The 14,072-nt window shown below is 48.4% G+C and carries 12 protein-coding genes; 1 reads left to right on the forward strand and 11 read right to left on the reverse strand.

Going from position 1 to position 14,072, the window contains the following annotated elements; genetic code table 11:
- Window positions 1-52: 52 nt before the first annotated feature.
- Window positions 53-1,360, forward strand: a complete 1,308-nt coding sequence (locus ACLHG7_RS13020) for a peptidylprolyl isomerase (protein ID WP_410211425.1) — start codon at window positions 53-55, stop codon at window positions 1,358-1,360.
- A gap of 336 nt (window positions 1,361-1,696) precedes the next feature.
- Here the strand turns inward: ACLHG7_RS13020 and hfq are convergent, their stop codons facing one another.
- The 11 genes from hfq to ACLHG7_RS13075 all read right to left on the reverse strand — a co-directional run bounded on the left by hfq (window position 1,697) and on the right by ACLHG7_RS13075 (window position 14,056).
- Window positions 1,697-2,188: an RNA chaperone Hfq gene (gene hfq, locus ACLHG7_RS13025; protein ID WP_410211426.1), complete on the reverse strand. Its 492-nt coding sequence runs from the start codon at window positions 2,186-2,188 to the stop codon at window positions 1,697-1,699.
- Between the two features lie 92 nt (window positions 2,189-2,280).
- Entirely contained in the window at window positions 2,281-3,279 is a 999-nt protein-coding gene (gene miaA, locus ACLHG7_RS13030) for a tRNA (adenosine(37)-N6)-dimethylallyltransferase MiaA (protein ID WP_410211427.1), read from the reverse strand.
- A gap of 6 nt (window positions 3,280-3,285) precedes the next feature.
- The gene (gene mutL, locus ACLHG7_RS13035; protein ID WP_410211428.1) at window positions 3,286-5,298 is read right to left on the reverse strand and encodes a DNA mismatch repair endonuclease MutL; all 2,013 of its coding nucleotides are present in this window, start codon (window positions 5,296-5,298) and stop codon (window positions 3,286-3,288) included.
- Complete coding sequence (tsaE, locus tag ACLHG7_RS13040) at window positions 5,291-5,872, reverse strand: tRNA (adenosine(37)-N6)-threonylcarbamoyltransferase complex ATPase subunit type 1 TsaE (protein ID WP_410211429.1); 582 nt, start codon at window positions 5,870-5,872, stop codon at window positions 5,291-5,293. Before tsaE ends, mutL begins: the two co-directional genes overlap by 8 nt.
- Window positions 5,873-5,983: 111 nt before the next feature.
- Window positions 5,984-6,895: a 4-hydroxybenzoate octaprenyltransferase gene (ubiA, locus tag ACLHG7_RS13045; protein ID WP_410211430.1), complete on the reverse strand. Its 912-nt coding sequence runs from the start codon at window positions 6,893-6,895 to the stop codon at window positions 5,984-5,986.
- A gap of 52 nt (window positions 6,896-6,947) precedes the next feature.
- Window positions 6,948-7,523 carry a chorismate--pyruvate lyase family protein gene (locus tag ACLHG7_RS13050; protein ID WP_410211431.1) on the reverse strand — a complete coding sequence of 192 codons (576 nt, stop codon included), beginning with the start codon at window positions 7,521-7,523 and terminating at the stop codon, window positions 6,948-6,950.
- A 4-nt stretch (window positions 7,524-7,527) separates the two neighbouring features.
- Window positions 7,528-8,103 carry a DUF4124 domain-containing protein gene (locus tag ACLHG7_RS13055; RefSeq protein WP_410211432.1) on the reverse strand — a complete coding sequence of 192 codons (576 nt, stop codon included), beginning with the start codon at window positions 8,101-8,103 and terminating at the stop codon, window positions 7,528-7,530.
- Window positions 8,104-8,723: 620 nt separating this feature from the next.
- Complete coding sequence (locus ACLHG7_RS13060; RefSeq protein WP_410211433.1) at window positions 8,724-9,386, reverse strand: TetR/AcrR family transcriptional regulator; 663 nt, start codon at window positions 9,384-9,386, stop codon at window positions 8,724-8,726.
- 25 nt (window positions 9,387-9,411) lie between these two features.
- Complete coding sequence (locus ACLHG7_RS13065) at window positions 9,412-11,040, reverse strand: bifunctional 3-(3-hydroxy-phenyl)propionate/3-hydroxycinnamic acid hydroxylase (RefSeq protein WP_410211434.1); 1,629 nt, start codon at window positions 11,038-11,040, stop codon at window positions 9,412-9,414.
- A 74-nt stretch (window positions 11,041-11,114) separates the two neighbouring features.
- Complete coding sequence (locus ACLHG7_RS13070; protein WP_410211435.1) at window positions 11,115-13,082, reverse strand: acyl-CoA synthetase; 1,968 nt, start codon at window positions 13,080-13,082, stop codon at window positions 11,115-11,117.
- A complete protein-coding gene (locus ACLHG7_RS13075; RefSeq protein WP_410211436.1) occupies window positions 13,079-14,056 on the reverse strand; it encodes a fumarylacetoacetate hydrolase family protein in 978 nt (325 codons plus the stop codon). Before ACLHG7_RS13075 ends, ACLHG7_RS13070 begins: the two co-directional genes overlap by 4 nt.
- Window positions 14,057-14,072: the final 16 nt, after the last annotated feature.

Below are 14,072 nucleotides of genomic sequence, written 5' to 3' on the forward strand. Positions count from 1 at the left end.
TGATGAAATCAAATATCAAAATGAGACATCAAAAACTCACCATTTGCGTGTTTTGTTCTCAGCGATATCTTTAGCCACGCTGAGTATCGTTTGCACGATTCCCTTAAGCGTAGCCCATGCTGCGACAACAAATACGGTTGCCGCGCCTTTAGACCATGTCGTTGCAGTCGTCGATGACTCTGTTTTACTTGCAAGCGAAGTTGGTCGGTCTATTTATGATACCAAGCAGCAGTTTTTAGCACGTAAACAAACACCGCCTAGCGATGAAGTGCTCCAAAACGATGTTATTCGTCAACTGATTCTACGTAAGATTCAACTCGGAATTATTGCCCGAAGTGGTGCAAACGTTGATGAGAATACCCTAAACAGCGCCATTGCAAGTATTGCTCAGCAGCAAGGTGCCCCCTCACTGAGTGCCTTTCAAGCGAAACTAGACAGCATCAAGCCCAATGGTTATGCCGAATTCCGCCAACAAATCCAAGACGACTTAAATATTAATCGCTTGCAACAAAATAGAGTATCCAGTCGGATCAAAATCACAGATCAAGATATTGATAACTTTCTGAGCTCACCACAAAGCGTGGAAGCGCTGAAAACAGAATTTAATTTCACCGTACTTCAGGCTCCCTTTTCTGATGAAAAAAATGCCGCGGAAGTCGCTAAAGCCAATGCAACCGCCGCTGAAGCGCTTAAACAATTGCAGGCGGGTAAATCAATCGAAACGGTCGTCAATAGCCTTCAACTCCGTGGCGGAAATCAAGGTTGGCGTAAGTCTGATGAATTACCTACACCTTTCGTTGAAGCGCTGACTAGCCTGAAACGTGGAGAGTTCAGTAAACCATTTATGACTTCTGACGGTGTGGACTTTCTACAACTCAATGATGAGCGCGGTGCCGCTGGCGCCAAGGTGCATCAGTATCATGTCCGCCATATTCTCGCAAAAACCAGTGAAGTCGTTAGTGTTGATGAAGCTAAGCTCAAGATTGATGATATTTACGCCAAACTTAAAGCTGGAGCTTCATTTGAAGACATGGCCAAAGCCTATTCCGATGATCCAGGCTCTGCCCAAAATGGCGGTGATCTAAACTGGGTTTCTACGGGTGAAATGGTGCCCGCATTTGAGAAGGTTATGCTACAAACACCTGAAGGGCAATTAAGCGCACCATTCCAATCCAATTTTGGCTGGCATATTCTTCAGGTAGAAGCCTCGCGTGATCAGGATATGACACAGCAATATCGTAGAGAAGTTGCAAAGAAAACCCTCTACGATCGTCAATATCCTGTGGAGTTAGATAATTGGCTACGCGAAATTCGCGCCGCAGCCTATGTTGATATTCGGGATGGATCAACATCGCGTTAAATCAACCGTGATACGAACTAATGTGTTTTAAGTTCATAGGGTATATCACCCATGAACTTAAAACATGTGGTAAATACCAACCCAGATGATCTTAAAGCTTCCACTCCTTCTCCCTAAAACTTTACAAATTACTCTTCTTACTGAACGGTCAAATTAGACTTGTCATCCTGCTCCCAGATAATGTGCTCGTATATGAGCTACGTACATGATGCTGATCTTTTTTCATTATTTGTTTTTAAAGATAATCATTATTTAATATTCAATATATTGAAAAATGAGCAAAAAAAAGCACCGCATAATCGCGGTGCAGCTTTTTGAAAAGTTAAGGAACAATAATTAAAAATTATTGTGATCCCCTCCCTCTTCTTCACCATCAAACTTGTTGCCTTCAAAACCTGTGGTCTGATTACCTTGACCGGCTTGGTTATGACCATAGCCAGTACCAAAGCCTGGTTGTTGACCAAAGCCGCCTTGATTACCAAAGCCACCTGGTTGAGCCGCTCCAAAGCCACGTGGTGCACCACCAAAACCACTCGGTGCTTGACCTGCAAAACCTGCACCTTGAGCACCAAAACCACCCGCTGCTGCTGGGAAAGCCGCTTGCTGCTCACCTGCCGCTGGACGTGGGTTACGTGCAGGAACAACTGTAGAAATCGCGTGTTTGTAAACCATTTGGCTTACTGTATTTTTTAGAAGAACAACATATTGATCAAATGATTCAATTTGACCTTGTAGTTTAATTCCGTTGACTAAAAAAATTGAAACAGGAATCCGCTCTTTACGCAAGGCGTTTAAAAATGGATCTTGTAGTGTTTGACCTTTTGACATTTATTTCTCCAAAACAAAAAAGCGGCCAATATTAGCTACTAATTAATTTTTTATTAACACAAAACAGGGGGTATAATTTTGAGCCATTCTTTTCAACTACGCAAGTGAAGAAAGCCTTCATTGACTGTGTTAAATATTTGAATAGTGTGTGACTCTCGTAACGATCTTATCCACGTGTATTGTCGTTTTGCCAATTGTCGCGTTGCAAACAGAGCGCGATCTTGCATATCTAGTATCTTTTTATTGGAATGGGGAGTCAATTGATATTCTGTCGATTTAGCATTTTTTCGATCATTTGTGCTCTCCGCTTCAATTTGATCAAGATATTCCCATACTTGGCGATACCCCACCGCTCGCATTGAGGGTAATTCCGCATGCAGATTTGGCCGTTTGCGTAACTCTTGTACTTCATCGATAAATCCAGCAGCCCACATTTGCTCTAGACGTAAGGCAATCCGCTCATGCAATAATGCGCGATCTGGCACTAAAGCATAAATCGTATACTGGTCAGTCATCGGCTGTGCTTCTTGAGCATCATGAAAATCACTAATCGCCCGACCACTAATACGAAAGACTTCAAGTGCGCGCATCACTCGTTGACGATCACTCGGTAAAAACCGCTGTGCTGCACGTGGATCGACAAGTGCCAATTGCCCATGAATCCAATCCCAGCCATGCAGTTCAGCTTGTCTAAGAATCTCAGCACGAACATCTTGATTTGCTGCCGGCATTTCAGCCATACCAGACAAAAGACTTCGGAAGTAGAGCATCGTGCCGCCTACTAACAAAGGCGTTTTTCCTCGCTGCTGAATCTCCATAATCAACCGTTTTGCATCTTCCACAAAACTTGCTGCGGAATAAACATCCTCTGGTTCGATCATATCGATCAAATGGTGCGGGTAGAGCTGCAACTCCTGCTTGGTCGGCTTTGCAGTTCCGATATCCAGACCACGATAAACCAATGCCGAATCGACTGAAATAATTTCATAACGGCCCGTATCATATAATTCACACGCTAATGCTGTTTTGCCGCTTGCTGTAGGTCCCATCAAACATACCGTTGGGGGATGCCCTGAATGACTGGTCAACATCGTCAATTAATCGCCTCGCGCAAAAAGCTTATCAAGCTGTGATAGTGGAAATGCACGCCATGTTGGACGGCCGTGATTGCATTGGCTTGCAAATGGCGTTTGCTCCATCTGGCGTAGCAACGCGTTCATTTCAGCCAGACTGAGCTGTCGGTGGGCACGTACTGCACCATGGCATGCCATCGTGCCTAGAATACGATCACGGGCGCGAATCAGACCACTATTATTCAATTGCGTTGACTCTTCCAAAGATAGCGTTACCCGCTCCTGCTCAGGTAAATCGATGTCAGACAACAACTGCTGAACCAAGGCGGTAATATTCCCACGTGCTAACAAAGCGGGGACAGCACGCACCACAACGGTTTGCTCACCTTGGCGATCGACTTCAAGACCGAGACGGTGCAGGCTGTCCTGTATTTGTTCAGCACGATGCGCTTGTTGAGAGGTCACATCGACCGCAAGCGGAACCAATAATGGCTGTGTTTGCCATTGCTCAGACTGATTGGCATCCCATGCAATCTTCAACTGCTCAAGTAATATCCGCTCATGAGCCGCATGCATATCGACCATAATCAGACCATCACGATTTTGCGCCAAGATATAAATCCCATGTAACTGAGCCAAAGCCAAGCCTAGAGGATATTCATCTAATGCTGGTGGTACAGCCTGAGCACTCTCATCAAATTTTAAAACCTCCAAGTATTGCCCTAAAGCGGACTGCACATTCGATGGTGAATTCGTACGATTGAATGCATAGCCGCCACTCACCTGGCGATCTGGAAAAGAATCACGATATGTCGGAGCGAATACCTGCCCAATCTGATCTTGTGTCCGCGCGTTCGGATAAATTTCTAAATGATGAAGGCCCAGCGCAGATTGCGTTAATTCGGGCAAACGCTGACTAGGATGCAGTGCATCGCTCAACTCTGCTGGGGCAGTTTGAAATTGTGCCAATATTTTCTTGGCATGGTGCCTGACAAACTCATGCACCTCACGCTGTGCGACAAAGCGAACCTCATGTTTCGTGGGATGGACGTTAACATCCACACGCTCTGGGTCCAGTTCTAAAAATAATAAGAAAGCCGGATGACGATGGCCATGTAAGACGGATTCATAAGCCATTCGTAATGCGTGACTCACGCTACGATCTTTAACAATACGGCCATTTACATAGAGATACTGTAAATCGGGTTGACCACGTGCTTCGGCAGGATGACCCAGCCAACCGGCTAAGCGCAAATCCAAACTTTCAGCATCTACCCAATGGGCTGTATCCGCAAAACGTGCACCGAGAATTTTACGCACGCGTTGCAAACGTAATTCGCCACTGTCGGCGATGGGTAGATCTAATTTCTTTTGATCATTATGAATCAGTACAAAAGCAACATCGAAATGGACAAGTGCCATTCTCTTCAGCACTTCTTCAATATGACTATATTCCGTACCTACACTTTTTAGAAACTTTCGGCGCGCGGGGACATTGAAAAATAAATCCCGCACAACCACACGACTACCTCTCGCATGGGCAATGGGCTTTGGAACGATCCGATCACTATTTTTCAATGCATCATCAAGCGTTATAGCTGTCATATCAGAATCAATATTATTTTCGATACTAACTTCATAACCTAAACCATCATTGGTTTGACTACTGGATAGACTGAAGCGTGAGATCGCTGCAATAGACGCCAAGGCTTCACCGCGAAACCCCAATGTCGCAATTGCAGCAAGTTGCTCTGCGGTCGAAATTTTACTGGTTGCATGACGTAAAACTGCTAACGCTAAGTCATCAGGATGAATACCTGAGCCATTATCTTGAACCTCAATGGATGTAGAGCCCCCTTGCTGGACACGGACCTCGATACGTGTCGCTCCCGCATCCAATGCATTCTCTACAAGCTCCTTGACTACTGATGCAGGTCGCTCAACAACCTCACCGGCAGCAATCTGGTTAGCAAGAGCCGCAGGGAGCTGCTGGATACGCGTAGAAACAGGTGAAGCGGATCGTGCTGAATCAGACATGATGATTGTCTACTGGGCTATCTCTCAGCCCCATTGTGTTTGATGGCTCGATAATTCGAAGATTTTGATCATATTCTAAGGCTTGAATCGCCGCGAAACCACGCTGACTATATGCCTCTAGGCTTAAATGGCGCGTAACCTCATCATCTGCAACCGTTAAAGTTAAAGACAAATCTGCACTCGGGATAACTGGCTCACCTTTCTGCGGCCACTCGATCAATAGTAGTGCATCCTCATCTTCCACATAATCACGTATCCCCATCAACTCCAACTCGAAAGGATCATTCAAACGATACAAATCGAAATGATAAATAGACTGATTATGGATGAGATAAGGCTCAACCAAAGTATAAGTCGGACTTTTAACTGATCCTTGATGACCTTTAGCCTGTAACCATGCACGGGTTAAAGTTGTCTTCCCAGCACCCAGCCCACCCACTAAATACACGACACCTGCAGGAAATACGCGTGCAAGCTGTGCTGCGCACATCGTCGTCGCGGCCTCATCCACAAGCTTAATATACAGCGTAGTCGAATCCAGAGGGAGACGTGAGGTGTCGTTAAGGTCAGTCATGTGCAGAATCAAATCACCACAAAAATATGTTCTTAATTATACCACGCAGAAATTTCTCACCTGCGCAGAATGCATCCATTATTTAAACTGATTATGTCGGCGTACTTTACATCAGCTTATTTGATTCGCTACAGCTAAAGCCACAACAACAGAAAGCCAAACGCCACGCCCAACCCATGCATTATTTAAAAAGGCCTTGAACGTATGTGCAGGTAAACGGTCGCGGGTATTGAGGAACTGGAGAACGAATAAAATAACGGCAAAACCCAAACCTAGATACGCGACAAAACCTAATTGTAATAGTGAAAATACCTGGACCATCAAAACAATAAAGACTATTTGTAAAATACCAATAATCAATAAATCATATCGGCCAAAAAGAATCGCCGTAGACTTCACTCCAGCCTTAAGATCATCAGCTCGATCGGTCATGGCATATTGCGTATCGTATGCCACCGTCCAACACAGATTTGCGATATAAAGCAACCAACAGACTAGACCAGGAGATTGTCCTTGAGCGACAAATGCCATAGGAATCCCCCAAGAAAATGCTGCCCCCAGAACAAACTGCGGTAAATAGGTCCACCGTTTCATAAAGGGATATAAAGCTGCCAAAAATACCGCGCCAAATGACCAATACAAGGTCTGTAAAGGCAAGAACAAAAGTAAGCTGGCGCTGGCAAGTAACAACACCCCAAATACAGCTAATGCCTCTTTAGACGATATCTTGCCGCTGGCAAGCGGACGATTTTTAGTGCGTTCAATCTGCCCATCTACATGACGATCAGCAAAATCATTGATCGCACAGCCTGCAGAACGCATAAAGATGACGCCCAAGATAAAAATCAAAACGATTTGCCAGGACGTCGCATGTTGAGGTGATTGCTCGCCTGCCAGCCAAACCGCCCATAAGGTAGGCCAAAGCAAAAGTTCACTTCCAATTGGTCGATCAAGTCGAGTCAACTGCACATAAGCATGAAGTTTTTGACGAACGGTTAAATGCTGCTGGGCAAGTTGGCTCATGACGAATGACCTAAGAACTAAACTTTAATAGAGGAATGATACGTGGAGATTATTAACGTGTCGCTGACAGCTGTAAAGCATCGATAAATGCCGGTAAGAAGGTTTCTTGAACCAATAAATGCTTGCCATGCCAGTGGTAAGCTGTCCGCCTTGTCCAGCCTTCTGAAACCTTAGCAACTTGACGAGACTTCATTTGCTTCACAAGCGGCATCAATTGCACGCCTCCACGTTCAAAAAGAATGGAACCCAATGAACGACTTTTTAGCTTGCGCAGTCGACGACCCGAACCGCGTAAAGTCGTCAAAGGGATCACGCTCCGTGCGTGTACCCAAGGCTCGTCATCATTTCCATATAAATAGACTTCACGGACCCAGGCGTATTGCGCTGGCTTCATCCTCAGCAACCGCGCTTCATTCTTCATCGGTTGTTGCAATGATTGGTGTAGAGGTAAAACATGAAATTCACCACCAGCGAACGATTTCAATTGCTGGGTTAACGAACCTTGAGCAAGCAGCCAGGGTCTTAATGAAACGACACTGGCATCAAATTGGCGATGATGCTTATTCTTTACACGAAACCAGTGGTTAGTAAAAAAAAGATCGCGACAGTGACTCTTGGAATGAAGCATCTGACTAATGATTAATCCCCATTCTGGCTTGCTGTTTTACACTAGACTGTTGAACATTAAATGAAACTACTTTGGATGTCAGAACTCGACCATTGGAAGATAACACTTTAGCTTCAAATTGATGTGTACCGCGATCCAGTTCCCCAGCAGGGATTTGATCACTTGATGTTTTACCATCCACGAGTAAGACCAGTCGATCACCATTCTTTAGATCAGGCTGAACCTGTACATTTGCAGAGAATGCATCGGCAGCGCGCTGAAAGGTTTGATCAGGTGTCGGAGAAATAATGGTCAGGGTGTAATTCTCAGCTCGATTCCCAGCAGGTTGAACCGTATCATCACGCTTCAATGTCTTGGCAATTTGCTCAGGGCTCAGGGCTGCAACCGTGGAGAGAGGCGCAACATTAATCAATTGTGCGGATTTGTCTGGCACATCACTAAAACTGACATTGCCATCAGCATCGACCTTCTTATAGACAGCCGCTTGAGTATGACAAGACATCATCAAGATCGCAGTAGCGATCGCCATGACACCAGTCCATTGAGTCTTACCTTGAGCGAACCTACCTGACGTTTTCATTCCAAGCATCCTATGCATTTGATCAGATCTATTGTAAACCACAAACTCTTTTTAGGAGTATAGATTTTAAGTATCAAGTAGATAAAGCGATTGTATATAGCGTGATATCTTTATCGCTAACCAGCCCAAAAATAAACTTATAATAGCTAACTCATAAAAAAAAGGTCTGCAATGCAGACCTTTTTTAAAGCTTTATTTATGAGGCCATTTTATTGCAGCTGTTGTACATGGTACTAGCAGCAGCAAGACTTGTATAACCTATTTCTAGAAATAGGGGAAAAAATAGAGGGCAAATAGACAACTGTATTAGATAATAAAAAGTCCAATTACTCTTTGTAACGAAGAATGGTCAACATTTTCACTCAAGGGGCAATGGACCATAGACAGTCTTGGACCATTACCTTCTTATTGACTTGGACACTGGTGATACATGCTGGTTTAAGTAAGCATGATCAATAAGCTTCTCAAGAACCTTAGATGGTTTGGTATTGTAATGTTTAGCAAGTGAGTCTAGCTGATCCCGTGCATTTTTGGTCAAGGGAAGATTGTAAGGTTTTTTAAATTAGATGATGGCTGTTAATACCCAACTTTTGGGCGAGATTTGGCGCATTGGGAATTTGTTAGTTTGATTCGGAAGCCGGGAGCGTTAAATGTGCGATGCGCTGAGCTTCTACTGAAGGCAAACCCAGCGCTTTTAATACCATCTCCGCGATTTTAATATCGTGATCGACGACGCCCCGCCCCTCGACAATGCTATTCATTGCACCGATGGCGCAGGAGACGACCAGTGCCAGCGCGACTTCTTCATCGCTATAAATAAAAGAGCCTTGCTTCAGACCCAATTGCAGATCGTAGCGGACATTGACTGCTACAGCGGAACGGATGCCTTGGTCATAATGGATGACTTGAATCACGGCATTGGCCCAGTCGGTATCGGCAATCGCGCGACGGACAAAGGTGCGTATGCCGATTGCCATGCGCTCCGCGCCGCTATCGATCCCGGCACTTAATACCGAAATGCTATGCGAAAGCTGCTCTGCCAGTGCAATCCCGACCGCTTCCAGTACTTCTTCGCGGGTACGAAAATAGTTATAAATAGTCCCTTGTGAGACATGGGCTTCATCCGCCAGCTCATTCAGTGCCAGCTCCCCGCTGCCCTTCCGCGCATAAATTCTTAAGGCGGCATCAACTAAGGATTGGCGCGTGCGTGCTTTTTTCTTGTGACCGCGGGTCAACTGCTCGGCTGATTCTGTTGCGCTGTCGCTCAGCAAGGGTGCGGACATGATATTTCCTAAACTCATTAACGATTCACGAACACATCATAAAGAATATTGAACCATTAATCATCTTGAGGCACTGATTGACCAGCGAATTTGCCTGCGTGCTCGATCCATCCAGCATGACGACTCGATCCGGCCGTGTGATCACAAGCCAGCCTGACGGGATAGCTGCCATAAAGCCATCGAGGGCGGTCACCGTATCTGACCCTTGGGTGGCACCGATGGGATCGGTTTTAGTGTCTGCCTTAGCTATATGCAGAAACCGTCCACCGGCATGCTGCCAATGCGCGGTAGTGGCAGCACCAAGCAGGCTTTGCGGGTCGATGCCCACGCCGATCAGTGTGAAGGCATCGCCCAGCACGTCATCGCTGAAGCTGCTTTCAAGATTTTGCAGATGCAACCGCCCCTGTGGGATTTGACCGCCACGTTGTAATCCGCTTTTAGCGGAACCTTTTATGAAGAGTCCGTGCTGAAAACGGTTGGCCGGTTTGATCTTGAGCTCTTCAAAGAAGGCTCTGGCTGCGGGTAGCAGTCGTATTGTTTTCATCACACCATGGATGGCGACGGCCAATAGCGCGTTGCTCGGCATGACCATATGCCCCATAAATTTCGCCAGTTCGATCATCTTTTTGGCGTGTGGCCTTCTTTCCTGATCATAGCTGTCGAGTATGTGCGCTACGGCTTTGCCTTGGCTGACCCATGCCAGTTTCCACCCAAGATTAGCCGCATCGCGCAGACCCGCGACCAAGCCCTGACCGACAAATGGCGGGGTGATATGCGCAGCATCACCGATCAGGAAAACGCGGTCTTGTTGGAAGCGGTTGCAGCAGCGGGCATGGAATCGATAGACGGCTGTACGCTCGATGGTCAGCTCTTTGGCATCGATCCACGGCGCCAGTAGTTCGGCGATCCGATCTGGATGCTCCATTTCCTCGCGGGTTTCACCGGGTTGCAGCATAAACTCCCAGCGCTCTCTGCCGCCCGGTGCAGGCATATGGGGAGTCGGGCGATGAGGGTCACAGATGAATTCGACATGGTCGATGGCTTTGCCCCGCCTGTTATTGACATCGACGATGAGCCAATCTTCAGCATAGGTTTGGCCTTGAAAATCCTGACCGATCAGGCTGCGGACTTTGGAACTGGCACCATCTGCACCGACTAGATACTGCGCACGCACCGTGGCGCGGTCGCCCTGCTCGTTTGCCACAGTCGCAATGACCCCGGCGTCATCCTGCACGAAGTCGACTAATACAAGCCCTCCATAGCACTGCACCTGTGGGTAGCGCTCTACTTGTTTGCGCAGTGCATGTTCCAGATCAGGCTGATAAAAGGTCACGAGTTTCGGATGGCCGTCTATCGTGCCTGTGGCATTCACCCTTCCAAACTGTCTCACATAGGGACTATGCATTTTCACTTCAGGGATGATGATTTTCTCAAAGGCATCGTCAGCCAAACCGATCATTTGCAAAATTCGCAGCGCTTCGTTGTCGAGTGCAATCGCGCGTGGCATCAGCAGCACATCGGTGGCTTTGTCGATGACCAATGCCTGTACCCCGTAGCGTCCGAGTAATGCCGCAAGCGCAGCACCGACCGGCCCATATCCGACGATAAGAATGTCGGTCTTATCCGGGAGTGGAATTACGTTGCTCGTCGTCATGTTAATCTCACCTTGCATGCTGCAAAAATAGAAGTGCTCCACGCACCTGTGGGGATGGATTCGGCGCGCCTAGATCAGCATCCGGCTAATAGCGCTGTGCTTTCAATATTGACGAAAAATGGAAACTGTCCGAGCACCTTGCGCACATCCGATTCGAGCGTCTGATCCGAGAGCAAGACATCAATCACGATACCGCGCGATTTGTCATCCCTGACGCTCAACGTGCATTGGGACAGATGGGCACTATGGAGGGCGAGGGTCAGTGCGTGCTTGATCTCGATATGTTTGAGCGTGGGTTTAAAGATCTTGCCGACGGCGGTCAACGGCATTTCTGCAATGATATGGATCTGTTTCGGGAGGGCTGCGCGTTCGGTCATGTGCGATTCAATGAAGGTCAGTAGCTCAGCTTCGGTTGTATGCGCCCCGGCTTTTAGCTGCACATAGGCGACCGGTAATTCACCGGCATGGGCATCAGGTCGACCTACGGCAGCAGCGAGTGCAACGGCAGGGTGCTTATGTAAGGGTTCTTCGATCAGCGCAGGATCGATGTTGTGACCCCCACGGATGATCAGTTCTTTTTTGCGACCGGTTAAAAAGAAATAGCCATCAATATCTTGCTGACCCAGATCGCCAGTATTGAGCCACTGCCTGCCATCACCCAAATCCAGCCACAGTCCTTTGTTTTGCGCGGGGATGCGATAGCCGGAAAATACATTGGGCCCCGAGACCAGCAAAACGCCCACTTCACCGGGAGCGCAATCCCCCTCGTAGCGGCCATCTTCATTGACCCGTACGGCTTTCATGGCTTGCTCCGGGATGCGCAGGCCGATAGAGCCGACTCGACGCTCGCCCAGAGGCGGATTGACACTGCTGACGCAGGTGGCTTCCGTCAGGCCGTAGCCCTCAAGGATTTTAAGCCCCGTCCGCTCCTGAAAACTGCGTAACACTTCGATCGGTAACGGCGCCGCCCCACAGAGGCCGTATTCCAAGCTGCTGATCCGATGAGTCCCAATCGGTACTTGTAGTAGTGACGCATACAGCGTCGGTACACCGCTAAAAAAATTGATCCGGTGATGCGCCACAATTTCCCAAAAACGTTTAACCACCCCTTCCCCACGATACCCTTGCGCTGTCCCCAGAATGACATGCGCGCCTTTGGAAAAAGGCAGCAGTCCCGTGACCAGTACACCATTGACATGGAACAGTGGCAAACCACAAAACACCTGTTTGCCTGAGCCGATACCTTCGCCAAAAAACTGAGCGGCGCTCCATGCATTGGCGACTTCATTACGATGGCTGCGCATGGCGATTTTCGGCGTGCCGGTCGTCCCGCCGGTGCAGAAGAAAGACGCATAGTCGTCCGCTGCGATGTGGCGGCCTGAAATCAAGGTGTGTTTGGGTTGGCGCTTCAGGCCGCTGTTAAAGTCATGTATGCCGATATGACGGGGTAAGGTACTTCTGACGCCTCGTAGACCATATACGCGCAGCGTTTCACGCTTTTGAAGCAACTGCGCCGCAAGTCCTTTGAGGCCGTGGACTTTGTCGGCCAAATTGATGAGCACCAGATGTTTTAACGCGCTGACCTGTGGCAAGGCTTGCCCCATCTTGGGCCAAACATCGGTGCCGGGAAATGGCGCCAGTGTCACCACGATAGAGGCATTGGCGGCATTGAGCAGCTCTGCGATGGCTGCGGGTTCGAGCAATGGGTTAATCGCGGTAACGATCCCTGCGGCTTGGCCACCCCAGATCACGCAATGCGTCTCCGGTAAATTGGGCAGGACAAAAGCAATCACCGTATCTTTGGTCGCCCCGAGCTGATGAAAGAAGTTTGCCGTTTGGGTAATCCTTGCCAGTAAGGTCTTATAGCTCCAGACTTCAGGATGACGATGATCCTCGGTACGCAGAAAGAACGACAGTGCCGGGGCGCGTGGATTGATCGCCGCGCCGCGTTGAATCATCTCATAGGTACTGATGGGCAAGTCGGCAGGCAGGCCGAGCGCCTCGACCTGCAGGACGTCTGCTTGGGTCGCAATGCCTTTCATGACTGCGCGCCTGCGACGTCGCTTGCCACAATAGTATGTTGCTGCCGTCCCAAATCAATGTAGCCATCGCTGCTGCAGATGTGGAGCTCGACGCGATCCCCTGCTTGCAGATACTGACTGCGGCGCTGCTGTGATTTTTTAAACAACTGCCATTTCTTCGCCTCGGGCAATAGACCGGTCAGGCGCACGACCACAGGCGGCGGTAAACCCAACGCGCAGCCACTCGGTGTGCCCGTCATCAACACATCACCGGGTTCAAAATTAGCAATCTGGGAGAACTCAGTCAGGGTTTCAGCGGGCTTAAACACCAGATTGGCTGTGCTATCGCTCTGGCGCACTTCCCCGTTAACTGACAGCGTCAGGTTCAGTTCATTGAGGTAATGCATCTCGTCACGAGACAGTAAGCACAGCACGGGACCCAGTGGACAGAAGGTGCGATAGCTTTTGCCTTTATGAAACTGCATCTGTGGGATCTGTACATCGCGCGCTGAGACATCGTTGCCAATACAAATCCCTGCGACGTAGTCGTGCAGGTTGTCGGCGGTGACCTGCACGGCTTGCGTGGTTTTCTTATCCAGCACCAGCGTCAGCTCAATCTCGTAGTCGAGCAGTTTGACATGGCTCGGTTTGATGATTGCGCCTTGAGGATCGGTGATCGCGGCTGAGGATTTGGTGAAAAACATATTGAAGGATTGCGCATCAGGATCGAGACCGGAGTCGATGATGTGCTGGCGGTAGTTTGCGCCCTGACACAGTACCTTTGCCGATGCTGTGATCGGCGACAGCAAGGTGACCTGACTGACAGGGATCGATGGCGTGGCGTGAGCCGCCGCGATCTGTAACGCGTCTAAGCCGATGGCCAATAAATCACCCGTCGTGCTACACGGGATATCCAGCGGTGTGATCTGATCACGGGTCAACACGCCCCAAGAGACCGTTTCCTCGATCTGATAGCGCACAATATTCAATGACATGGTAGATACTCCGGCA

Source organism: Aquirhabdus sp. (assembly GCF_046462495.1).
In the GTDB taxonomy this organism is placed as follows: domain Bacteria; phylum Pseudomonadota; class Gammaproteobacteria; order Pseudomonadales; family Moraxellaceae; genus Aquirhabdus.

What these genes read in the sequence shown, in the direction of transcription:
- hfq (WP_410211426.1), bottom strand. Translation starts at nt 2,188, where the DNA reads ATGTCAAAAGGTCAAACACTACAAGATCCATTTTTAAACGCCTTGCGT.
- miaA (WP_410211427.1), bottom strand. Translation starts at nt 3,279, where the DNA reads ATGTTGACCAGTCATTCAGGGCATCCCCCAACGGTATGTTTGATGGGA.
- mutL (WP_410211428.1), bottom strand. Translation starts at nt 5,298, where the DNA reads ATGTCTGATTCAGCACGATCCGCTTCACCTGTTTCTACGCGTATCCAG.
- tsaE (WP_410211429.1), bottom strand. Translation starts at nt 5,872, where the DNA reads ATGACTGACCTTAACGACACCTCACGTCTCCCTCTGGATTCGACTACG.
- ubiA (WP_410211430.1), bottom strand. Translation starts at nt 6,895, where the DNA reads ATGAGCCAACTTGCCCAGCAGCATTTAACCGTTCGTCAAAAACTTCAT.
- ACLHG7_RS13050 (WP_410211431.1), bottom strand. Translation starts at nt 7,523, where the DNA reads ATGCTTCATTCCAAGAGTCACTGTCGCGATCTTTTTTTTACTAACCAC.
- ACLHG7_RS13055 (WP_410211432.1), bottom strand. Translation starts at nt 8,103, where the DNA reads ATGAAAACGTCAGGTAGGTTCGCTCAAGGTAAGACTCAATGGACTGGT.
- ACLHG7_RS13060 (WP_410211433.1), bottom strand. Translation starts at nt 9,386, where the DNA reads ATGTCCGCACCCTTGCTGAGCGACAGCGCAACAGAATCAGCCGAGCAG.
- ACLHG7_RS13065 (WP_410211434.1), bottom strand. Translation starts at nt 11,040, where the DNA reads ATGACGACGAGCAACGTAATTCCACTCCCGGATAAGACCGACATTCTT.
- ACLHG7_RS13070 (WP_410211435.1), bottom strand. Translation starts at nt 13,082, where the DNA reads ATGAAAGGCATTGCGACCCAAGCAGACGTCCTGCAGGTCGAGGCGCTC.
- ACLHG7_RS13075 (WP_410211436.1), bottom strand. Translation starts at nt 14,056, where the DNA reads ATGTCATTGAATATTGTGCGCTATCAGATCGAGGAAACGGTCTCTTGG.